The 22,116-nt window shown below is 43.6% G+C and carries 22 protein-coding genes; 16 read left to right on the plus strand and 6 right to left on the minus strand.

The window, feature by feature from the left end; genetic code table 11:
- The first annotated feature begins 45 nt into the window (after positions 1-45).
- Complete coding sequence (locus KIH41_RS07935) at positions 46-300, plus strand: DUF6364 family protein (protein WP_213943570.1); 255 nt, start codon at positions 46-48, stop codon at positions 298-300.
- Positions 297-710 carry a type II toxin-antitoxin system VapC family toxin gene (locus KIH41_RS07940; RefSeq protein WP_214162080.1) on the plus strand — a complete coding sequence of 138 codons (414 nt, stop codon included), beginning with the start codon at positions 297-299 and terminating at the stop codon, positions 708-710. The genes KIH41_RS07935 and KIH41_RS07940 overlap by 4 nt, the downstream gene beginning before the upstream one ends.
- A gap of 20 nt (positions 711-730) precedes the next feature.
- Here the strand turns inward: KIH41_RS07940 and KIH41_RS07945 are convergent, their stop codons facing one another.
- A complete protein-coding gene (locus KIH41_RS07945) occupies positions 731-1,663 on the minus strand; it encodes a DUF6089 family protein (protein WP_214162081.1) in 933 nt (310 codons plus the stop codon).
- 245 nt (positions 1,664-1,908) lie between these two features.
- Here KIH41_RS07945 and KIH41_RS07950 point away from each other — a divergent pair, with 245 nt between their 5' ends.
- The 4 genes from KIH41_RS07950 (at position 1,909) to KIH41_RS07965 (ending at position 6,627) form a co-directional block, all read left to right on the plus strand.
- Positions 1,909-3,450, plus strand: coding sequence for a bifunctional GNAT family N-acetyltransferase/carbon-nitrogen hydrolase family protein (locus KIH41_RS07950; protein WP_213943573.1), 1,542 nt, complete (start codon positions 1,909-1,911; stop codon positions 3,448-3,450).
- A 1-nt stretch (position 3,451) separates the two neighbouring features.
- Positions 3,452-4,018 carry a KdsC family phosphatase gene (locus KIH41_RS07955; protein WP_214162082.1) on the plus strand — a complete coding sequence of 189 codons (567 nt, stop codon included), beginning with the start codon at positions 3,452-3,454 and terminating at the stop codon, positions 4,016-4,018.
- Positions 4,019-4,035: 17 nt separating this feature from the next.
- Positions 4,036-4,881 carry a 3-deoxy-8-phosphooctulonate synthase gene (gene kdsA / locus KIH41_RS07960; RefSeq protein WP_213943575.1) on the plus strand — a complete coding sequence of 282 codons (846 nt, stop codon included), beginning with the start codon at positions 4,036-4,038 and terminating at the stop codon, positions 4,879-4,881.
- 135 nt (positions 4,882-5,016) lie between these two features.
- Complete coding sequence (locus tag KIH41_RS07965; protein ID WP_213943576.1) at positions 5,017-6,627, plus strand: L,D-transpeptidase family protein; 1,611 nt, start codon at positions 5,017-5,019, stop codon at positions 6,625-6,627.
- Positions 6,628-6,777: 150 nt separating this feature from the next.
- Here the strand turns inward: KIH41_RS07965 and KIH41_RS07970 are convergent, their stop codons facing one another.
- Positions 6,778-7,506, minus strand: a complete 729-nt coding sequence (locus KIH41_RS07970; RefSeq protein WP_214162083.1) for a murein L,D-transpeptidase catalytic domain family protein — start codon at positions 7,504-7,506, stop codon at positions 6,778-6,780.
- Between the two features lie 270 nt (positions 7,507-7,776).
- Here KIH41_RS07970 and KIH41_RS07975 point away from each other — a divergent pair, with 270 nt between their 5' ends.
- The 8 genes from KIH41_RS07975 (at position 7,777) to hemL (ending at position 17,088) form a co-directional block, all read left to right on the plus strand.
- The gene (locus KIH41_RS07975) at positions 7,777-8,193 is read left to right on the plus strand and encodes a 6-pyruvoyl trahydropterin synthase family protein (protein ID WP_214162084.1); all 417 of its coding nucleotides are present in this window, start codon (positions 7,777-7,779) and stop codon (positions 8,191-8,193) included.
- The gene (gene folE / locus KIH41_RS07980; protein WP_143960078.1) at positions 8,147-8,848 is read left to right on the plus strand and encodes a GTP cyclohydrolase I FolE; all 702 of its coding nucleotides are present in this window, start codon (positions 8,147-8,149) and stop codon (positions 8,846-8,848) included. The genes KIH41_RS07975 and folE overlap by 47 nt, the downstream gene beginning before the upstream one ends.
- Before the next feature lie 226 nt (positions 8,849-9,074).
- Positions 9,075-10,208: a hypothetical protein gene (locus tag KIH41_RS07985; protein WP_214162085.1), complete on the plus strand. Its 1,134-nt coding sequence runs from the start codon at positions 9,075-9,077 to the stop codon at positions 10,206-10,208.
- Between the two features lie 101 nt (positions 10,209-10,309).
- Positions 10,310-10,996, plus strand: a complete 687-nt coding sequence (locus KIH41_RS07990; RefSeq protein ID WP_214162086.1) for an SDR family NAD(P)-dependent oxidoreductase — start codon at positions 10,310-10,312, stop codon at positions 10,994-10,996.
- Positions 10,996-12,006 carry a ligase-associated DNA damage response exonuclease gene (locus KIH41_RS07995; RefSeq protein ID WP_214162087.1) on the plus strand — a complete coding sequence of 337 codons (1,011 nt, stop codon included), beginning with the start codon at positions 10,996-10,998 and terminating at the stop codon, positions 12,004-12,006. Before KIH41_RS07990 ends, KIH41_RS07995 begins: the two co-directional genes overlap by 1 nt.
- Before the next feature lie 434 nt (positions 12,007-12,440).
- Entirely contained in the window at positions 12,441-13,970 is a 1,530-nt protein-coding gene (gene guaA, locus KIH41_RS08000) for a glutamine-hydrolyzing GMP synthase (RefSeq protein WP_213943581.1), read from the plus strand.
- A gap of 151 nt (positions 13,971-14,121) precedes the next feature.
- The gene (locus KIH41_RS08005) at positions 14,122-15,789 is read left to right on the plus strand and encodes an ABC transporter substrate-binding protein (RefSeq protein ID WP_214162088.1); all 1,668 of its coding nucleotides are present in this window, start codon (positions 14,122-14,124) and stop codon (positions 15,787-15,789) included.
- 9 nt (positions 15,790-15,798) lie between these two features.
- Positions 15,799-17,088, plus strand: a complete 1,290-nt coding sequence (gene hemL / locus KIH41_RS08010; protein WP_214162089.1) for a glutamate-1-semialdehyde 2,1-aminomutase — start codon at positions 15,799-15,801, stop codon at positions 17,086-17,088.
- 66 nt (positions 17,089-17,154) lie between these two features.
- Here hemL and KIH41_RS08015 read toward each other — a convergent pair whose 3' ends face one another.
- Positions 17,155-18,204 (minus strand): DUF3667 domain-containing protein, encoded by a 1,050-nt coding sequence (locus KIH41_RS08015; protein WP_213943584.1) that lies wholly within the window; start codon positions 18,202-18,204, stop codon positions 17,155-17,157.
- A gap of 112 nt (positions 18,205-18,316) precedes the next feature.
- The gene (locus KIH41_RS08020) at positions 18,317-18,739 is read right to left on the minus strand and encodes a DUF4168 domain-containing protein (RefSeq protein ID WP_246535250.1); all 423 of its coding nucleotides are present in this window, start codon (positions 18,737-18,739) and stop codon (positions 18,317-18,319) included.
- Between the two features lie 162 nt (positions 18,740-18,901).
- Here KIH41_RS08020 and KIH41_RS08025 point away from each other — a divergent pair, with 162 nt between their 5' ends.
- Complete coding sequence (locus KIH41_RS08025) at positions 18,902-19,258, plus strand: Spx/MgsR family RNA polymerase-binding regulatory protein (protein ID WP_214162090.1); 357 nt, start codon at positions 18,902-18,904, stop codon at positions 19,256-19,258.
- 10 nt (positions 19,259-19,268) lie between these two features.
- Here the strand turns inward: KIH41_RS08025 and KIH41_RS08030 are convergent, their stop codons facing one another.
- Positions 19,269-19,730, minus strand: a complete 462-nt coding sequence (locus KIH41_RS08030) for a copper resistance protein NlpE N-terminal domain-containing protein (protein WP_214162091.1) — start codon at positions 19,728-19,730, stop codon at positions 19,269-19,271.
- 3 nt (positions 19,731-19,733) lie between these two features.
- A complete protein-coding gene (locus tag KIH41_RS08035; protein WP_214162092.1) occupies positions 19,734-20,690 on the minus strand; it encodes an NAD-dependent epimerase/dehydratase family protein in 957 nt (318 codons plus the stop codon).
- Between the two features lie 165 nt (positions 20,691-20,855).
- On the opposite strand from KIH41_RS08035, the gene kbl reads away from it, so the two are divergent.
- Positions 20,856-22,052 carry a glycine C-acetyltransferase gene (gene kbl, locus KIH41_RS08040; protein ID WP_213943589.1) on the plus strand — a complete coding sequence of 399 codons (1,197 nt, stop codon included), beginning with the start codon at positions 20,856-20,858 and terminating at the stop codon, positions 22,050-22,052.
- Positions 22,053-22,116 lie beyond the last annotated feature (64 nt).

Genomic DNA, 22,116 nt, shown 5'->3' on the forward strand with positions numbered 1-22,116 from the left:
CGTATAAAATAAATAAATTTGTAGTATGACTTAGCCAGATGTATTATGGATTCCAAAATCACACTTTCTTTCAACAAAAGTACTATCGAAAAAGCCAAAGCTTTTGCGGAAGCCAATAACATAAGCCTTTCAAGGCTTACTGAGTTTTTGTATGCCCAGATTACCTCAGGGGACTACAAAAGTCTTGATGACTTGCCAGTAGCCGATTGGGTAAATATGTTATCGGAAGGCCAAGCTGAGTATCATACTAAAGCCAATCGCAAATCGGTCAAGGATGAGTTTTTTAAATCCCGCAAATGAAAATCTTTCTTGATGCCTGCGTACTTGTTTCGGTTTTGAATCAGGAGTATCCATTGTACAGTTATTCCTCACGGATTCTTAGCCTTCAAGATAACCCCAGGTTTCAAGTTTATACTTCCCCGATTTGCCTGGCAATTGCATTTTATTTTTCAGAGAAAAAGAGTGGGAGAGTAGTTGCCAAAAAAAAGCTTGCGTTGCTTTCCTCCAAGATCAAAATTGCTGGTGTAGATCATGATGTGGTAAGGAAGGCAAGTGAGGATAAATCGGTGGAAGATTTTGAAGATGGTTTGGAATATTATGCAGCTTTAAAAGCTGGGTGCAAAGTTATTGTGACCGAAAACCAAAATGATTTCTATTTCTCAAAACTGGAGATTACTGGAAGTAGGGAGTTTTTGAGAAGTTATTTCTAAGAAGGATATTAAACCTCTGACTACCAATATCGATAACTTCTTCGCCTATGTCTCAACAACCAGTTATCCCAAATATCGTGGGTAAGGTAAATCTCCATGCCTAGATTGAAAGTCATGAAGCCGTCATACCGGTTTTCCAGACCGCTACCTCTCCTGATGCGCCCTCCATTTGCCTCTATAGCCTCCAGATCGGGTTCTCCAAACCTGTTCATGAAATTAGGGTTGCGGATAGACATTATAAGCCGCATTTCGCTTCCGTTTTCACCAGCTCTATAGTCTTCAATAAGTTCTTCGTAAAAGCCGCTTACATTATAAGCACTCACGTCGTCAAGATAATCAGTGAGGGTAAACCTATAATTGGCCTCCAAAAACATATCCACCCATGGGGTAATTTTATATTTTACCCCTACACCCATCGGAAATGTTAGCACGGCAGCAGAATAAGCCTCTCCCTCAGTTCGCAAGGGCCGAAGGGCGACCCATTCGTTGCGGTAATAACCGTATGGATTATTACTGCTGACTCCCAGGCCTGCGAAAATATAAGGGTTGAGAAAAGATCGGTTATGGCTGTATAACTTTACGGGCTTGAGGTAATATTCCACTAAGGCGGCCCCTTCAAAATTCCTCGCCCTGAAGTTGAGGTTTCGGGGAGTCCGCATGCTTCGGGGGTCGGCAAGCTTGTCATCACCGGAGATCTGGTAGAAAGTAAGGTCGAATCTGGCCCTTAACCTGGTGCCAAAGGTATATTTGGCCGATACGGCAACATTGTAGTCCGGCTGAATGCCTTCATTGTATTTCCACAAGGAATAAAGCTCTCCGAAATATTGCGTGGGACCGGCATGGATGGCTATAGACCATGGGTCTTCAAACTTGAAGCGGTAAAGGCTTTGCCCGAATGCATCCTGTAAACAGAGAGGAAGCAGCAACAAAAAAATAGCTAATGCCCTTTTCATTCTCTTAAAAATTTCCACCCACTTCAATGACAAACAATTGTTAATAAAGATATTATATAATTCTGAAAGTTGCTCGAAAATATGAACAAAAATGGATTAAAAGCTATTACCAATGATAAAATTTGGGAAATAATTTAAAATATAAGGGAAGGTTGTTGAAAGGCAGGATATTTGAATATTTGCTTCCTGCATGTACACTTTTCAATTTTTTCCAAATATCCTTAAGATTTACTTAATTTTGAACCATGAGTAAGCAAAAAGAAGAATTAGAACATCGGCTTAAACTCCGAAATATTAAGCTTTCTGATTATAATGATATCCGGGACATCATGACCTCCATCTACAAAAACCAGGGTGGGGCATGGACAAAGGAAGAACTTAAAAACCAACTGAAGGCCTTTCCGGAAGGCCAAATTTGTATTGAGGACAACGGGAAGGTGGTTGCGGCCGCCCTCAGTCTAATTGTGGATTATTCCAAATTCGGGGATAACCATACTTATGATCAAATCACGGGTTATGGGAAATTTGATACCCATGACGACAATGGGGACACCCTTTACGGGACCGACGTTTTTGTAGACAAGGAATACCGAGGAATGAGGCTTGGACGAAGGCTTTATGATGCAAGAAAAGAGCTTTGTGAAAACCTGAACCTTCGCTCCATCATTGCGGGTGGCAGAATCCCGGGCTACAGCAAATATGCTGATCAGATGACTCCAAGGAAATATATCGACTTGGTCAAAAACAAGGAGATATTCGACCCAGTGTTGTCTTTCCAAATCGCCAATGAATTTCACGTAAGAAAGGTGATCACCAAATACCTTCCCGAGGATACCGATAGCCGGGCCTATGCGACTTTGCTCGAGTGGATCAATATTTATTACGAAAAGGAGGAAAAACTTATCGGTAATAAAAAGTCCATCGTAAGGCTCGGTCTGGTGCAGTGGAAAATGCGTCGTTTCAACAATGTGGATGACTTGATGCAGCAGGTGGAGTTTTTTGTGGATACGGTGTCGGGCTACAAATCTGATTTCTGCCTTTTGCCGGAATTCTTCAACGCACCGCTTTTGGCTGAGTTTAACGACATGGATGCCTCTGAGGCCATCCGTAACTTGGCCGATTACACGGAGGAAATCGTCACCAGAATGCGGGATCTGGCGCTATCCTACAATGTTAATATCATAGCAGGTAGTATGCCTGAATATGACGGTAAGAAGCTTCGGAATGTGTCCTACCTCTGCCGTCGTGACGGTACGGTGGATAAACAGTATAAATTGCATATCACTCCGGATGAACAGGCCTATTGGGGACTTCAGGGGGGTAATGGGATCAAGGTTTTTGATACAGATGCCGGAAGGATCGGGATTCTGATTTGCTATGATGTGGAATTCCCGGAACTGGGAAGGATATTGGCCGAGCAGGAAATGGATATCTTGTTTGTGCCATTCTGGACGGATACCAAAAACGCCTTCCTCAGGGTAAGCACCTGTGCGAAAGCCCGTGCTGTGGAAAATGAATGTTATGTAGCCATCACCGGTTCGGTGGGTAACCTGCCAAGAGTGGAGAATATGGATATACAGCACTCGCAGGCTTCCATATTTTCACCTTCAGATTTCTCATTTCCCCATGATGCGGTCATTGCCGAGGCATCTTTGAATACTGAAACCACCATCGTGGCGGATGTTGATCTTGATTTGCTTACTAAATTGAGAAAAGCGGGGAGTGTGAGAAACCTGGAGCAAAGAAGGCTGGACTTATATTCCATCCATTGGAAGAAAAACAAATAACATGAAGGAATATTTTGGGCATGTGCCCGCAGAGGTGTTTGATAAAGCCTCCAAGATAAAATTACTGGTAACGGATGTGGACGGGGTGCTGACCGATGGGGGCGTGATCTACGATGATCATAAAACCGAATTTAAGCGCTTCCAGGTCAAAGATGGCCAGATCGTCCAGTTTCTCAAGGCCCATGACATCAGAATCGGTGTAATTACGGGAAGAAACAGTTTGGTGGTGAAAAACAGATGTGAGGAGCTGGGGTTTGATTTCCATTTTCATGGTGTTAAAGAAAAATCGCTGGTATTTCTTTCCCAGCTGAAGGCGCTGGGCTTGACTTTGGACCAATGTGCCTATATTGGGGATGATATTATTGACCTTCCAATTCTGAAAAATGTAGGTTTTTCGGCCTGCCCCAACGATGCGATGAGTTATGTCAAAGACAAAGTTGATTTTGTCAGTGAGTTTAATGGTGGAGACGGGGTCTTCAGGGAAGTGGCTGACATCCTGTTGGAAAGCCAAGGCAAGCTTGGTAGCGTAATTGAGCACCTGATTTCCCAAAAACTCCAAAACCCTTGAGGATTTAAGCTAAAGTTATGAACAAGTTTACAAATAGTATGAAAATAACCGACCAGGTTATTTTAGGGGAGGACCGTCCCGTTCTTTTTGCCGGTCCATGTGCCGTAGAAAGCTTTGATATCTGCATGGAGATTGGCTCAAAAACGAAGGAATGGGCAGAAAGAAATGGTTTTTCCTATGTCTTCAAAGCCTCTTTTGACAAAGCCAACAGGACCAGCTCCAATTCATTTAGGTCAATTGGGATGGATAAATCCTTGGAGGTTTTGCAAAGAGTGGGCAAAGAACTGGACGTTCCTTTGGTAACTGATATCCACGAAAGCTATCAGGCCAAAGATGTGGCTGAAGTGGTGGACGTGCTCCAAATTCCCGCATTTCTTTGTCGCCAAACTGATTTGCTGCTTGCCGCAGCTGAAACCGGAAAAGCCGTCAAAATTAAAAGGGGGCAATTCATGGCTCCTGAGGATATGCAATATGCCGTGAGCAAAGTAAGGGCTGCTGGAAATGATAACGTCTGCCTTACTGAGAGGGGGTATTCCTTGGGATACCATAACTTGGTAGTGGATATGCGTTCACTGCCTACGATGCGCCAATATGCGCCAGTGGTGTTTGACGTGACCCATTCCGTACAACAGCCGGGTGGCCAAGGCGGCAGCAGTGGAGGGCAACGTCAATTTGCTCCTTTCCTGGCCAGAGCAGCGGCAGCTACCGGTATTGACGGGTTTTTTATCGAAACCCACCCTGAGCCTTCCAAAGCCTTAAGTGATGGGCCTAATTTGGTTCCACTGGATAAGATGGAGGGTTTCTTGGAAATGTTGAAGGAGGCATGGGAAATGGGCAGAAAGTATGCGGATTTCTCAGTTTAAAACCTTATAAAATCTTAAATTTATTTAATCCCCGTCAAAAAAGGCGGGGATTTTTGCGTTTAATGGGGAATAATTCCACAAAATTTTTTTTCGGCATAAGCTTTGCCATCCGATAGATGTAGTAACATTGGATTTATGTCTAGTTTAAAATATCTCGTATTTGGCCTGTTAGTTCTCCTGGCCTTTTCCTGTAGCCAATATCCCAAAAATGAGGATATCGCTGAACAGTTGAAGGAGATGTCAGGAGATTTCAATAGGGATTCCTTATATCAAAAAGTTTATTCACACAACGAGTTTCAGCCAATCTGGGTGAAAGCGCAGGGCGTAAATAAAAAAGGGGAGGCTCTTTTGTCTTACTTGGATGAAATTCACCTGGAGGGTCTGGATAAAAAGGATTATCTCTATGATGAGATTGAATCGCTGGTATCAGAAATCAGAGAAACCACTGATCCTGAAATCCATGCGGTGCTCGATATGATGATGAGCAACTCTTACTGGCGTCTGGCCCGTGATATCGATAGGGGCAGAGTAGACCCTTCCAAAATCAATATAGATTGGAAAATTGATCCTGAAGCAAAGAAAACGGATTACTATGCCCTGTTACTTGATCTTGACGCCAACAAAACCTCGGTTCAATCAAGCCTTGATGAGCTGAAGCCTGAAAATTTCAGATATGATGAGCTCAAGGTCTTATTAAAGGAAGCCCTTGAAAACAATAATGGTAAGAATACTAAAATAACTTTTGCCGGAAAAATTGAGCCTGGCGATCAACATGAGGCTATTCCTCAGATTCGTAAGCGGATGATCCAGTTTCAGGATCTGAAAGATTATAATCCGGAAGACTCCTTGTTATATGACAATGATTTGGAATATGGGATTAGGAGTTTTCAGGCCAGACATGGATTGAATCCTGATGGAGTGTTGGGAAAAGATTTTATTGAGGCGGTAAACTATCAGCACGATGACTATATCACAAAGCTAAAAGTGAATCTGGAGAGATTGAGATGGTTGCCTAATTTTGTGAATGGAAAAGATGATAAAGTCATTGTAAATATTCCTGACTTTTACCTTTACTACTTAAGCGGCGAGGATACAGTATTCCAGTCGAAGGTAATCGTCGGCAAGGAATACCGTCAGACGCCTGTTTTTCACTCTAAAATGTCCTATTTGGTGTTTAGCCCAACTTGGACTTTGCCACAAACCATTCTTTGGGAAGATGCCATCCCTGCCATACAGACCGATATGAACTATTTGGAAAAAAATAGAATGCAGGTGCTCACCGCTGATGGGGAGGCTGTGAACCCTGAGGATATTGAGTGGAAAGATGTAAAGGAGGGTGAATTTCCTTACATGATTCAACAGGAACCTGGTGACCACAATTCGCTAGGCCGCGTCAAATTCATGTTTCCTAATGATTACAGCATTTATATACATGATACCCCTGCGGAGGCTTATTTTGAAAAAGATGAGCGGACCTTTAGTTCGGGATGTATCAGAATTGAAAAGCCAGTAGAGTTTGCTTCCTTGTTACTTGAAGATTCAGATTGGGGCGAAGAAGAGATTACCAAGGCTATGAAGCTGGAGGATGAAAAAAACGTAAATCTGAATAAAAATCCGGAAGTGTGGATCCTTTATCTCACCGTGTGGAAAGACCGAAAGGGAGTGCAGGTAAGGGAAGATGTATATGAAGGTGACAGAAAGTTAGCAGAGGCAATGGGATTGCCTGTTTCCAATGACTTTCTGTAAGGATAAAAAGTGGATGAGAACTTTTATTTTTGGCTCTGAGAGGGTTATTTTTTGAAAAGGCATTTTTTGTGGAATAAGCTGTAACTCTCCGATTTTTTTCGAGTTGGGTAACAAAAGGTAGTTCGAAGGGACTACCTTTTGCCGTTTCTATCAGCCTTTTGAGGATAGCAATGGGGAGTTGTTTAAATAGTTGTCATCATTTCCATAAATAAACAGACAGCTTTTGTCCTTTATCTGGTTGATAACAGTTTCGCTCAAATCAAGCGGAAGCGCTGGACATCCTAGGCTCCGGCCCAAGCGGCCAGTTTGGGTGATGAAATCCTCATTGGCATAAGCTGCGCCATGAATGACGATGGCACGCTGTCTGGCCAGGTCATTAAAGCCTTTTTCCATACCATCAAGTCTGAGGCTGAAGCCATGCTTTCCGTGGTAGGTTTCACCGGTCACATAAAACCCCAGGCTGCTCATATAACTGGATTCTACATTTGAAAAAGTTTCCGCCATCAGGTCACCCGAGTTTCTTCCATGCGAGACGACCGTCTGATGAAGAATTCTTCCATCCTCCACATCGATCACCCACATCCTTTTTTCAGTGCTTGGCAAGCTGAAATCCACGATTGTCAGGACTTTTCCAGGCTCAATGCTTCCTTCAGCAAGCAATTTAAGATACCCGCTCACGGCATGGTCCAACACCTGGCCTTGCGGAAGTGTAAATTCAGAATTTTCAGGATGTGCCAGAATGGAGTTAGTCAATATTTCTTCCTCTGGGACACTTTTGTCCAATAAATCATCATTTTCCAGGATCGGAGAATTATAGGAGTTCGAGGAGAAAATAGGGGCGATGGTGAATACAAGTAAGATACTAAGGGCTCTAATCATATTCTTACAAGGGGGAAAAAGCGATTTTAGTTCCATGGCCATTTTTTGTTTGCGTGAGAAAAAACTGAACAAAGCGGTTTTACAAACGGTTCTGCCTTCAGTTTTGGCAGTAATGAACTGAAATCAGGGAAAAGTATGTTGTACCGATGATTTTGGAACGTTTCGCCATAGCTCAATATTGTGGGCGGGAGGCAGGTAAGCCTCCTAATGCCTACGTAAATACAAAAAATGTTTAGCTTTGCGGAGTTTTGAGAGATTGACCCAGTTTAAATGAAAGTAGCCGTTTATAGAAAAGAGCATTTCAATGCTGCCCACCGATTGCATAACCCCGATTGGTCTGATGAGAAAAACCAAGAAGTGTTTGGCAAGTGCAACAACCCCCATTACCATGGACATAATTATGAACTGATCGTGAAACTGGTGGGTGAAATCGACCCCCAGACCGGCTATGTTTACGATATGAAAAAACTCAGCGACCTGATCAAGGAACATGTGCTGAGAAAGTTTGATCATAGAAACCTTAACCTCGACACAGATGAATTCAAAAATCTTAACCCCTCCGCTGAAAACATTGCAGTGGTTGTTTGGAATATTCTGAGAGAAAAAATAGATACGAAATACGAGTTAATTATTCGATTATATGAAACAGAAAGAAACTTTGTTGAATACGACGGGAATGGATCTTGATCGAGAGATGGACGAGATGGGTGATGATCACGCAGGTTCTTCCCAAAAGACTCCCCTAAGAGAAGATGCATTTGAAATGGACGATGAGCTGAAGATTGAGCTTATCGAGAAGCATTTCAAGGAAATCATGCACATCATGGGGCTGGACCTTTCTGACGACAGTTTGAAAGGCACGCCTCATAGAGTGGCCAAAATGTATATTAAGGAAGTTTTTAGCGGCTTGGATCCGAAAAACATGCCCAAGGCAAAGCTTTTTGAAAACAAGTTCAAGTACAACCAGATGCTGGTGGAAAAGGATATCACTTTTTATTCCCATTGCGAGCATCATTTCGTGCCCATCTTCGGAAAAGCCCACGTGGCCTATATTTCCAGTGGCCATGTAATCGGATTGTCAAAAATTAACCGTATTGTGCAGTATTTTGCAAAAAGACCTCAAGTACAGGAGAGGCTTAACATGCAAATAGGGAAAGCGTTCCAGGAAATTCTGGGCACTGAAGACGTAGCTGTAATTTTGGATGCGCACCATATGTGTGTTTCTTCACGGGGCATCCAGGATGTGAACAGTAATACTGTAACCTCTTTTTATGGCGGTAAATTTGAAAAGGACGAACAAACCAGAAACGAGTTTTACAAATATCTTTCCTTGGACAAGTAGTTTCTATCGCTGATATATGACACAAGAAGCCGGGCGTAAAGTCCGGCTTTTTTTGTTTAAGTCTAGGGTCTAAGTAAGGTGTTAAGAAATAGGGGTGAGGGCTTATGGGCAATGCAGGTTTGTATTTTTAAGAATTACGGTAATGCCATTATTTTTTATGAAGAGTGATTGGAAATTTAGTCAAATAAATTTAGTTTTAAAGGATTGTTGCACTCATTTTCCTATTATGAAAAAACTTTTCAGCATGATCTGCCTTGCCCTGTGTGCCTGCCTGACGCTTGCATGCGGATCTGCAGAAAAATCTACATTACATTATGAGCCCGAATTAATAGTAACAGATAGCTTGATCATAGATTACCTGGGCAACTTACAACTTTTGGATTTTAAGCCGGATAGAAGTGAATACTTGCTGTATGATTTTCAGCGCAGTGAGCTCGTCCGGGTGGATCAAAAAGGCACTATAAGGCAAAAGGCCAACCGCTCTATGGATGGAAAAGACAGTTATCAGTCCAGATTCTTCATTACTGCCAATTACCGGGACAATGGTGATCTGCTTATCGAAACCTTTGGGGGACTGTTTGTATACGATTCTGCTTTGACGCTAAAAGAAAAGCGAAAATTACCTTATGAGTTGGCTACGGGAATCATAGGTGGATCCAGGGTGACTTTGCCTATAGCCGATTACCTGTATGCCTTCTCAGTGGGTACGGATGATCGTGATAGATTGCAGGATGCTTCTTCCCTCCATACTTATCCCTTTTTGACAGCATATGACCTGGCCTCCGATCAGGTGACTGCCAGAGAGCCTATGCCTGAAAAAAGTCAAATGGTTCAAAATCCTGGGGTTTATAGGAGCATGGATCCCATTCCTCTTTATCGAGATGGACTTCTCCACCTGATGTTCATGTATTCTCCAGAGATCTACGTATACGATTTTCCGAGCCTGAAACTGAAGGAGGTGCTTAACCTTAATCCAGAACCAACCTATAGACAACTTGCTCCTGTAAAGAATAATGAGAGTTTTGATCGTTTCTTTTCCGAGTTGGCGTCGTCCCACTATACAGGGTTTGCCCATTCCAACGGCTACCTCCTGACCTCCTATATGGCTGCTGCCCCTCAGGAAGAAGTGGATGCTCTACCGAAGGATGTGGTAGGCGGTCCGGATTACCTGGTCGTAAGGGATAAATACAAAAATCCTTATTACCAGGTGTTTAGTGAAAAAGAGAAGGTGTGGGAGGGGAAATGGGACGTCGATCTCAAAATGCACAAGGATGTGATTTATTCCACGCACCAACCTGGGGTTGACCCTCAGGTACAGGAAAGGGATGAAGTTGTTTTTTACTTTTATGAGCTGAAGTAACCTGTATGTATAGCCGGAGGTGACCCATCCGGTTTTTTTGTGCCCAACGTAAACAATTCCATTAAACAGCAGGTCATGTAAAGGAGAAACTTAGGTAATAAATGGAAAACAAAAACATGGTCCTCATCGGAGGCAACAGTGATATTGGAAAGGCAGTCGCCAAGATCCTGAAGGATCAGGGGGCAAATATTTTTTCCTACAGCAGATCTGGGGAATCAGGTGAAAAGCTGGATGTATTGGGCGACTGGGACTCAATTGAAGAGTTGCCTGAAGAGGTTCATGGGCTGGTTTATTGCCCTGGATCCATCCAGTTGAAGCCCTTTCACCGATTTTCAGTGGAGGACTTCCAACGGGATATCAATGTGAATTTTTTAGGTGCGGTGAAAGTACTGCAGGCCGCATTGAAAAGTCTCAAGAAATCCAAAAATGCCTCCGTGGTGCTGTTCAGTACCGTGGCTGTGCAGACAGGCATGGGTTTCCATAGCAGTATAGCCAGTGCCAAGGGTGCGGTGGAAGGGTTGGTCAGATCGCTGGCAGCAGAGTGGGCTCCTTCTCACATCAGGGTTAATGCCGTAGCCCCTTCTCTGACCGATACCAAATTGGCCGAGCAGTTACTTTCTACTGAAGATAAGAAAGAAGCCTCCGCCAAGCGGCACCCATTAGGTAGGTACGGGAAGCCAGAGGATATTGCAGAGGCGGTTGCATACCTGCTTTCTGATAAATCGGGCTGGGTGACTGGGCAGATCTTGCACGTAGATGGCGGGATGTCAACGATAAAGGGTTTGTAATGAGTGGGATTTTGGAGCTTTCCCCATATGGGCTGTACTGCCCCCAGGCCGATATTTTTATCGACCCTTGGAAACCTGTGGACAAGGCACTGATCACCCATGCTCATGCCGACCACAGCCGATGGGGCATGAAACACTACTTGGCCCATCACCATTCCGAAGAGGTGATGAAGCGGCGATTAGGGGAAGATATTTCCATTGAGACGATTCGTTACAATGATCCAATTACGATCAATGGGGTGAAAATAAGTTTTCATCCCGCAGGGCATATTCCCGGATCTGCCCAAATCAGACTTGAATATAAAGGCAAAGTAATAGTTGCCAGCGGGGATTACAAAGTGGAGGATGATGGACTTTCCGAACCCTTTGAACCTGTAAAATGCCATGAATTTATTTCCGAATGTACTTTTGGGCTGCCAATTTACAAATGGGAAAGCCAAGAGGAGATTTTTGCAGGGATCAATAACTGGTGGAGAAAGAATGCCTCCCAAGGCAGGAATTCTGTTTTGTTGGGTTACTCTTTGGGCAAAGCCCAGCGAATCATAAATAACCTTGATCTAACGATCGGGAAAGTATATTGTCACGGTGCCATCTACAATATGAATCAAGCTTTGATTGCCAATGGCGTCAAAGTAGTGGATGTGCCCAAGGTGGATGCTGATATGGATAAGAGTTTTTTTAAAGAAGCATTGATAATTGCCCCTCCCTCTGCCTTGGGGACACCCTGGATGCGGAGGTTTTCCCCTTATCGCACGGGAATCTGCTCCGGCTGGATGAACGTGAGAGGGACCCGTAGGAGAAAAGCTGCCGATGCAGGGTTTGTATTAAGTGACCATGCTGATTGGAACGGACTGATTCAGGCCATTCAAGCCACAGAGGCTGAGAAAGTTTACCTGACCCACGGCAACACTGCAGTTTTTGCCAAATATTTGGAGGAAGAAATGGGAATCGATGCTGTGGAGCTGGAAACACTCTATGAAGGGGAGAATTCGAACCTTGAGGACAGTTGATGTTTGTTGCTGAGCAAAATTTCAGGACTATAGGGACCTTACAGGGAATTTATAGGGATCTTATAGGGACCTTATAGGGATATTGAGTTAGGACTAAGCTAGGTTTCCTCCCATGGCCTGTTAGTTTAAATTTACAGTTTGTCCATACCTGATCCATAGCTTATTCGAACCATGTATAGGGGGTATATAGAGAAAATATGAGTGCGGGGTAAACTTCAGTAGATATGCCAGCGACTAAAGTTCCGGTATCATTGGTTGATACTGTAATCCTAATTCGAGGGCTTAATGACTATTTGGGGGAAATTAAGGTTCTGCACGCCACACAATTTATCATCTTGATTTACTGAGGGGTTATTTGAAGTCCAATCCAAATAATATTCCGAAATTTTTACAGAGTATTTTTTTCCTTTCTAGAAGCTTGCTTAACTTTGCGCATGGCAGAACAGATTTTGATCCTCGATTTTGGTTCTCAGTACACACAACTTATCGCCCGACGAGTTAGAGAACTGAATGTTTATTGTGAAATTCACCCTTTTAATAAGATTCCGGAGATTACTCCCGATATCAAAGGCATTATCCTTTCAGGCAGCCCATGCTCTGTAAAAGATGAAGGCTCCCCTGATATTGACGTGGACCAGTTTAGAGGCAAACTTCCGGTATTGGGGGTTTGCTATGGCGCCCAACTGATGGCCCACAAATATGGCGGCTCCATCGCTCCATCTGAAATTAGGGAATATGGCAGGGCCAACCTCAACCATATTGATACCCACATCGATTTATTTAAAGAAATCACCCATGGCTCCCAAGTTTGGATGTCCCATGGAGATACCATCAAAGAATTGCCCGAAGGATTTGATGTGATTGCCAGCACGCCGTCAGTTCGTGTGGCTGCATATAAAATCCAAGGAGAGGAGACCTACGGGATACAGTTTCACCCAGAAGTTACCCACTCTTTAGAAGGAAAAAATCTTCTTAGAAATTTTGTTGTTCAGATTTGCGACTGTAGCCAAGACTGGACTTCAGACGTGTTCATCGACATTTCAGTGGATGAGCTGAGACAAAAAATAGGTGATGACAAGGTGGTAATGGGACTTTCAGGTGGAGTGGATTCCTCTGTGGCCGCTACTTTGATCCACCGTGCGATTGGCGATAACCTGACCTGCGTTTTTGTAGATAATGGTTTGCTTCGCAAAAATGAATATGAAGAAGTATTGAAATCCTATGAAAACATGGGATTGAATGTGATCGGAGTAGATGCCAAGCAGCGTTTTTATGATGCTTTGGCAGGGCTTTCTGATCCTGAAGATAAAAGAAAAGCCATTGGGAAAGCCTTTATCGAGGTTTTTGACGACGAGGCACACAAAATCGAAGGTGTAAAGTGGCTAGGGCAAGGTACCATCTATCCAGATGTGATCGAGTCTGTGTCGGTGAACGGACCTTCGGCTACCATTAAGTCACACCATAATGTCGGCGGACTGCCTGACTTTATGAAACTTCAGGTGGTAGAGCCTTTGAATACCCTATTTAAAGACGGTGTAAGAGAAGTGGGTAGAGCTCTTGAAATTCCTGAAAACATTGTAGGTAGACATCCTTTCCCTGGACCGGGATTGGCCATCAGAATTTTGGGAGATATCACACCAGAGAAAGTAAGAGTCCTTCAAGAAGTTGATCACATTTTCATCCAAGGATTGAAAGACCATGGTCTTTATGACCAGGTTTGGCAGGCTGGGGCGATTTTGTTGCCGGTACAGTCTGTAGGGGTGATGGGAGATGAGCGTACCTATGAAAAAGTGGTTGCGCTTCGTGCCGTAGCCTCAGTAGATGGCATGACGGCTGACTGGGTTCACTTGCCTTATGAGTTTTTGGGACAAATCAGTAACGATATCATCAACAAGGTGAAAGGTGTAAACAGAGTGGTGTATGACATCAGCTCCAAGCCGCCTGCTACCATAGAATGGGAATAAGCTTCAAAAGCCTGATACTTAACATCAGGCTTTTTTTATGCGATTAAATGCATTAAATTCGTGGACTTTCATATTGAGGTATAATATTTGAATTTCCTTAATGTCCTTACCCCCGGACCATTCAGAGGTCCTAATATACATTACGATATTTATGAAAAAACTTTTCTTGCTCTCGGTTTTCCTGATTTCCTTCACGGCTTTGTTTGCACAGGAACAGCGTGATCTGCAAAATTACAACCGAGGAAAACAGCTGGTTTCCTATGGCAACTGGGAGGAGGCGATGGAAGTCCTGCGTCCTTATCTTGACAACCGCCGCTATGGCAGTCTTTCAAATTATGCCCATTTTCATTTTGCCCGTGCGGCTTATGGAAATGGACAACATGAGCTGGCCAAAGGTACTCTTCAAACCCTGCTGGATAACCGTTCTTGGCAGCATCAAGATGAAGCCAGGTACTTGCTGGCCTTATCTCTGTTTAGCCAAAATAAGAATTCCGAGGCATTAAATGAGATTGAAAAAATCCAGGATCCCTCCATCAGGCAAGAAGCTGAAAGGGCAACTTTTGATTTCCTTCAAAATGCCAATTTGAGTTGGATGGTGTTGAATCTTCGGAACTTCGGGGAGAAGAATAAAGGTTTTGCTTTGGCACTGCGCAAGCAGCTGGAAGAAAAAACCGTGATGAGCACTGAGGAGAGAAGGGTTTATAATGAAGTGAAAAGCGTAAGAGCTCAAGAAGGTGAAAAATCGGACCGCAAGCGGCAGGTCAACCAGGTTTTGGAAGTTGCCGTGGTGTTGCCATTCAACTATAACGGTGGCTCTGGCGTGAGCAGGCTTCAGGGAAATAACTTCGTATTTGAGTATTATCAAGGTTTGAAACTGGCCGTCGAAGAAGCCAAAAAAGAGGGGGTGGACATTTTGATCCGGACTTTTGATACCGAAAGAAGCGAGGCGGTGACTGAAAGAATATTGGAAGACCCTTTTTTCAGAATGGCCGATGTGATAGTAGGTCCTATTTATCCAGAGGAGGTAGCTGTAGTTTCTCTTTTTGCGGAGCAGCAGGGTATCCCTCAGATCAATCCACTTTCAAACTTGGATGACAACCTAGAGGTAGCCGAAAAATCTTACCTTTTCCGTCCGAGCACCCGCTCGATGAGTAAGGGGATTTTGGACTATGCCCAGAGGAAAACCCCAGAAAAGAAAATTGCAATCGGATATTCCGCGTCCTCAAAAGATGAGTTGCTGGCCAAGCAACTTACCGAGGAAGCTAGGAGAAAAGGTTTTCAGATAGTGAAATCCGAAAAAATTGAGGGCCGAAATACCCGCGATTTCTTCTCAAGTTTGGGAATTGAAAGAGGCGGATCCCCATCGGCTAATTTGGTGATCATTTTAAGTGATGACCCAAATGTCGCTTCTCCTACCTTTGGAGTGGTGGAGTCAATCAATTCGAGAGTTCCGATCTTGGTGCCGGACAGCTGGCTATACTTTAATTTTGCCAGTTTTGAAATGCTGGAACATCAGAACATCCATTTTATTGGGAATAATACGCTGGATTTTGAATCCCCTGATCTGGAACCTTTCAGAGAGGAGTTCTTTGAAAAATATCAGGTTTTCCCAGGGATATTTGCCCACTTGGGATACGAAACTATTTATTGGATTCAGGAGAATTTAAATCCCGACAAGGGGTTTGACTTTGCCCAAAATCTGAGAAGAGCGGGATTCCAAAAAGGAAAACTGACTTTCGGGTTTGATTTCTCCAACGAAAGAGCTAATCAGTATGTACCGATCATGCGATTGGAAAAAGGTACATTGGAAATAGAATAAAAAGGAAGCATGCAGATTTCAAGAAGCAAAGACCTTTTCGCAAAGGCACAAAATTCCATTCCTGGCGGGGTAAATTCCCCTGTAAGGGCATTTAGAGCCGTCGGTGGAGACCCTTTATTTATCAATAAGGCTAATGGGCCATATTTATTTGATGAGGATGGAAACCAGTTTATTGAATTGATCAACAGCTGGGGACCAATGATATTGGGGCACAATCATCCCCAAATTAGAGAGGCGATCCTTAAAGCCGTTGAAACAGGTACCTCTTTCGGAGCCCCCACAGCTAGGGAAATTGAGATTGCTGAACTGATCGTAAGCATGGTGCCTTCAGTGGAGAAGGTAAGAATGGTGAACAGTGGTACAGAAGCCACGATGTCTGCCATCCGCCTTGCTAGAGGCTTTACAGGTCGTGATAAGTTCATCAAGTTTGAAGGGAATTACCATGGGCACGGGGACTCATTCCTTATCGCAGCGGGCTCTGGCGCCGTTACCATGGGGCAGCCTGATAGTCCTGGGGTTACTAGGGGAACCGCGAAAGACACCCTTTTGGCTCCGCATAATGACCTGGAGGCTGTTAAAAAGTTGGTGGAAGCCAACCCAAATGAAGTTGCTGCAATCATTCTGGAGCCAGTGGCAGGGAATATGGGTTGCATCTTGCCTAAGGAAGGCTTTCTGCAAGGTCTAAGAGACCTTTGTGATAAGGAAGGCATTGTCTTGATCTTTGACGAGGTGATGACCGGCTTTAGGCTTGCAAAAGGAGGTGCTCAGGAGCATTTCGGCGTTACACCAGACATTACAACCATGGGGAAAATTATCGGTGGAGGTATGCCTGTGGGGGCCTATGGAGGGAAAAAGGAAATCATGGATTTCGTTTCGCCGGCAGGGCCGGTTTACCAGGCGGGAACGCTCTCTGGAAATCCTATTGCCATGGCGGCGGGTATGGCCATGCTAACCTACCTGAATGAGAATCCATCCGTGTACAGCACGCTGGAAGCGAGTGGCAACCGTTTGTTAAAAGGGTTTCAGGCTACCCAGGAGAAATTGGGCTTGAATTATACCATGACCCATTTGGGAAGTATGTTTAGCTTGTTCTTTACCGATAAGGAGGTTTATGACTTCGAAACGGCCAAGACATCGGATACAGGATTATTTGGCCGTTATTTTCAAGCCATGTTGCACAGAGGGATTTACTTGCCACCATCTCAGTATGAGAGTTGGTTCCTATCCACTGCACTTACCGAAGAGCATATCGACCAAATCATTGATGCGAATGAAGAATCTCTCAGAGAGGTTTTATAAAATTCCTAAAAATATTACTTGTAACTATACTTCAAAAGCTGTCCCGTTGGGCCAGCTTTTGTTTTTTTAAAATACCAACAAGGAAATATACAGCTCCATTAGAACACCTATGATAAGGAGGTTGAGGTACACCAACCCAAGTATATTGAACTTCACAAGTGTTTTGAACCAGCCCTGCCCGTGCAGGTTTAAAAGTGAAATGTAGGCATAGGTGGTCACGACCAAAAAGCATATGAATATGGTATATCCAAAATCTGCAAAGTGAAAAGCCATAATACTGATCCCGAGCCCATAAATTAAGTAGGCGAAAGCATGTAATACTAGGCTGTGAATCAGGTGCTCCACATAGAATTTCTTGTGGCGGATGTAAAGGATCTTCAGTAATAAAGCAAAAAAAGGTAGTAACACAAACATCATGATGGGCAAATTTCTTGCTGAATTGCTTACATAGAGATTTGAATTCCCAATAAATTTTCTCTGCTGGGTGATGCCTAAATAGGGAAGGTTGAAATTGAAATCTGTGGTCTCCATAGCTCGGTAAAATGAACTGTCGCTGATGTCAGTATCCTGCGCCATCATCTTGATATCCCGCCACTTTAGCTTCACCGTACCCAATGTGTCCTGGGCGTTCTTTCCCCCTAATGACCCCAAGCTATAGCTTCCGACTATATTGAGCATGCTATCCAGTTCTTGCCTATCCTTTTCGGGGATTTCATCCAGCTTCATTTTAACACGATCGTTGTCTTCAATTGTCATATCCCATAGACCTGCCGACATTAGCTGGTCAAATAAGTTTGGCGGCACTACCGCGCTGATTGCAAAGAAATAGAAAAGGGACAGGATAAGGTATAATCGGATGGGATGAAGATATCGCCGACGTTTTCCTTCATTGAAAGCCTTGGTAATCTTGCCCGGCTTCAGTAAAAATGCGGGGATAGTTCTGTACAGTGAACTGTCAAAACTTAAATAATTGGTTATGAAATCATTTAAAAATACGAATAGGGAAACATTTTGGTCATGGTTTTCCTGGCCGCACTGGGGGCAAAAGTTATCTTCAAGTTTTAAGGGAAGCCTACAATTGAGACAGATATCAAGTTTCCGCCTTTGCTTTATCATAGTGTATCTGAAAAAAGTGAATTTACACCAATTTTTCTATAAAAAGCTAGGTTTATGGGCATAAAAAAAGCCACTCTTTTTAAGTGGCTTTTTTTGTCAGAATGATGACTTATTAATTTTCATCATCCATCATGCTGTCGATTTTGGTTCTTACCTTTTCGCTCTGCTGGTAAGCCATCATCATTTCTTGGAATTTCTGCTGATCCATATCGTTTTCAGCCATTTTTTCCTGATAAGCCTGTCCGATTTCCTGGTTCATTTCAACCACTTTCTGACCTGCCTCATTGAATTTCGCTATTTCATCTGGGTCTTGAGAAACCTCTTTAATGTTTCCTGCCTGCTGTGCCTGTGCTAACTCATTGAATCTGTTGACATCAAGTCCGGTTTCTTCAATGGTTTCCATCATTTTCGACTGCATTTCTTCCTGCAGAGGAATGATTTCTTTGTTGATTTTCACAAACTTCTCATATTCTTCGTCAGTGAAGTTATCATTCACCTGCTGCTGTTGTTGTGGCGGCATTTGTTGCTGAGCCATAACACCCAAAATAAGCGCAAAAGAAAAGATGAAGGATAAAGTGAAAATTTTCGATAACTTTGAATTAATCATAAGTTTGGGTTTTAGTTTTCATTTAGTGTAACGCTAATATACAAAAAATAACCCTGAATTAGAGGTTTTGTTCTATTAAATAAAGTTAATATGATAAAAATTTATGGGATCAAAAATTGCGATACCATTAAAAAAACATTGAAAATGCTCGATTCCGAGGAAATAGGCTATGTTTTTCATGATTATAAAAAACAAGCCCCATCACGGGAATTGCTGAGCGAGATGATTCAGGCGCTTGGGCTTGACACTGTCGTCAACAAGAGGGGAACGTCTTTTCGAAAGCTTGACGAGAGTAAAAAAGGAGCCTTGGATTCCCAAGAATCTGCGATTCCCGTGCTAAAGGAAAACAGCAGCATGATCAAAAGGCCTATAATCCAACTAGAAAACGGCACATGGATAGCCGGCTATGATGCATCATTGCCAGAGCAAGTAAAAGGGGCCCGCTAAGGCCCCTTTCTTATTTTCGTTTTAAGCTGTAATTCAAACTTGATTCTATTTTTTGGCCTTCTTGATCGAGAAGGGTTAGATCTCCATTATCCTCCAGTGAAAGCCTGATGAGCCTGTTGTTCTCCGTGTTCAATACAATCATTTGATCCTCCGAATCCGGCAGACGCTGGATTTCATAACTTCCGAAACTTTCCACCGTGCGGTCCCCATCTCTGGTGCCCACGTAGGTTTCGTAAAGGTCAAATTCACCACTTCTTTCCTGCTCATAGTTTTCCAGCCTGATCTCCATTTCAATCCGCTCACAGTCGGCACAGGGGATGGATCCCTGATATGTAACCCAATTGGATTCCTCTAAGCCCCCAAGATTGACTTCCTCTCTTTGCCTATCGGCAGGGGATGTGTGGTGAGTTTCCTTGGATTCACAGGCCAGAAGACCTAAAAGAATTACTGTCGACGTGAGTGCAGTTTTCATAGGCTATTTAAAATTGACCATATACTCCGGTAAATTGGCTAGAATATCTGAGGTCATTTTCTGAAGGTCATATTCATGCTGCCATCCCCAGTCGGCCCTGGCCGCACTGTCGTCTATACTGTCCGGCCAGCTGTCGGCAATTTTCTGTCTGAAGTCCGGCTGATAGCTGATTTCAAAACTAGGGTATTCCATTTTGATGGCTTCAAAAATCTCCTTTGGGGAAAAGCTGATAGCGGCAAGGTTATAACTGCTTCTTACCTTGATCTGTTCAGCCGGCGCATGCATTAAATCCAAAGTGGCCTTAATGGCATCGGGCATGTACATCATGGGAAGATAGGTATTCTCGGAAAGGAAACACTCAAACTTTTCACCATCGATGGCCTTATGAAAGATATCCACTGCATAATCAGTGGTACCTCCTCCGGGAAGAGACTTGTAGCCAATCAAGCCTGGGTATCTCAGGCTTCTTACATCCACGTTGTATTTCTGGAAATAGTATTCACACCATCGTTCTCCGGCCTGCTTGCTGATCCCGTATACCGTGTTTGGATCCATAACGCAGTTTTGAGGAGTGTTTTGCATAGGGGTGTTGGGACCGAAAACCGCTATAGAAGAAGGCCAATACACTTTATTCAACTTAAACTCTTTGGCTAATTCCAGTACGTGTAGAAGGCTGTCCATGTTGAGGTTCCAGGCAAACAATGGGTTTTTCTCCCCCGTGGCCGAAAGAATCGCCGCCAGGTGGTAGATTTGGGTGATGTTTTCATTTTTTACCAAGCTCCTTAGCCTATCCTTATCCATCACATCTAGGACCTCGAATCTGCAGTAATCAAATTTTACGGCAGCCGACTGATTGATATCCGTAGCGATGACCTGCTCCCCGCCGTACATGTTGCTCAAGGAAAGGGTGAGTTCTGATCCAAGCTGTCCGGCAGCGCCAATAATTAATATTTTCTCCATTTTTGTCTCATTTTCAAAGCCTGGATAAACCTGATGGCTCCAGGAATTTTGATTATATTTGGGTATTCGTTGCACAAAATTAACAAAATCAATGAATCCTTAGAGGGTTTCTGAGGATAACATTTTCCAATTTTTAAGAACCATAACCAATTAAAAATCTTTAATATGTACGATACCTTAAAGCCAAAACTGGAAAAGGAAATCCAGGACATCAAGGATGCCGGATTATATAAGACAGAAAGAATAATCACTTCCCCCCAGGCTGCCGAAATCACCATCGAAGGCGGCCAGAAAGTACTGAACTTCTGCGCCAACAATTACCTCGGCCTTTCCAGCCATCCCAAAGTTATCGAAGCGGCAAAAAATGCCATCGATACCCACGGTTTTGGATTGTCCTCCGTCAGGTTTATCTGCGGGACACAGGATATCCATAAAGAATTGGAGAAAAAGATTTCTGAGTTTTTGGGGACTGAGGATACTATTTTATATGCTGCTGCATTTGATGCCAATGGGGGTGTGTTTGAACCTATTTTAGGTCCAGAAGATGCTATTATCTCCGATGCGCTGAATCATGCCTCTATCATTGACGGGGTGAGGCTTTGCAAAGCTATGCGATTCCGATACAAGCATAATGATATGGAAGATTTGGAGGCTCAGCTTAAGGATGCCGATGCCAAGGGAGCAAAGCAAAAGATCATCGTAACGGACGGGGTTTTCTCCATGGACGGCACAATCGCCCAATTGGACAAAATCGTGGAACTTGCCGAAAAATACCAAGCCTTGGTGATGTCTGATGAGTGCCATTCCACAGGGTTTATGGGCAAAACCGGAAGGGGAGTACATGAGCTGAAAGGGGTAATGGGAAAAATTGATATTATTACAGGTACCTTGGGTAAAGCACTTGGTGGAGCGTCAGGAGGATTCACATCTGGAAGAAAGGAAATTATTGACCTGCTCAGACAGCGTTCCAGACCGTATCTGTTCAGTAACACCTTGGCCCCATCTATTACGGGAGCATCGATCATGGTGTTTGACCTGCTGTCCGAGACTACTGAATTGAGGGACAAATTGGAGGAGAATACCAACTATTTCCGCTCAAAAATCAAAGAAGCCGGGTTTGATATCAAACCGGGCACGCATGCCATTGTACCTATCATGCTTTATGATGCGGTATTGTCACAAAAGATGGCAGAAAAACTTTTGGAAAGAGGTATTTATGTGATTGGGTTCTACTACCCTGTAGTGCCAAAAGGAGAGGCGAGAATCCGCGTTCAGATCTCTGCTGGACATGACAAACAGCACCTTGACCAAGCTATAGAAGCCTTTATTGAAGTAGGAAAAGAGCTAGGCATAATCGACTGATAATGCGTCAGCATTCATTTTACAATGGAAAGGGCCATGAAGCGGAAGCTTCATGGCCCTTTCT

The sequence above is a fragment of the Litoribacter ruber genome (assembly GCF_018500185.1).
GTDB lineage: Bacteria > Bacteroidota > Bacteroidia > Cytophagales > Cyclobacteriaceae > Litoribacter > Litoribacter ruber.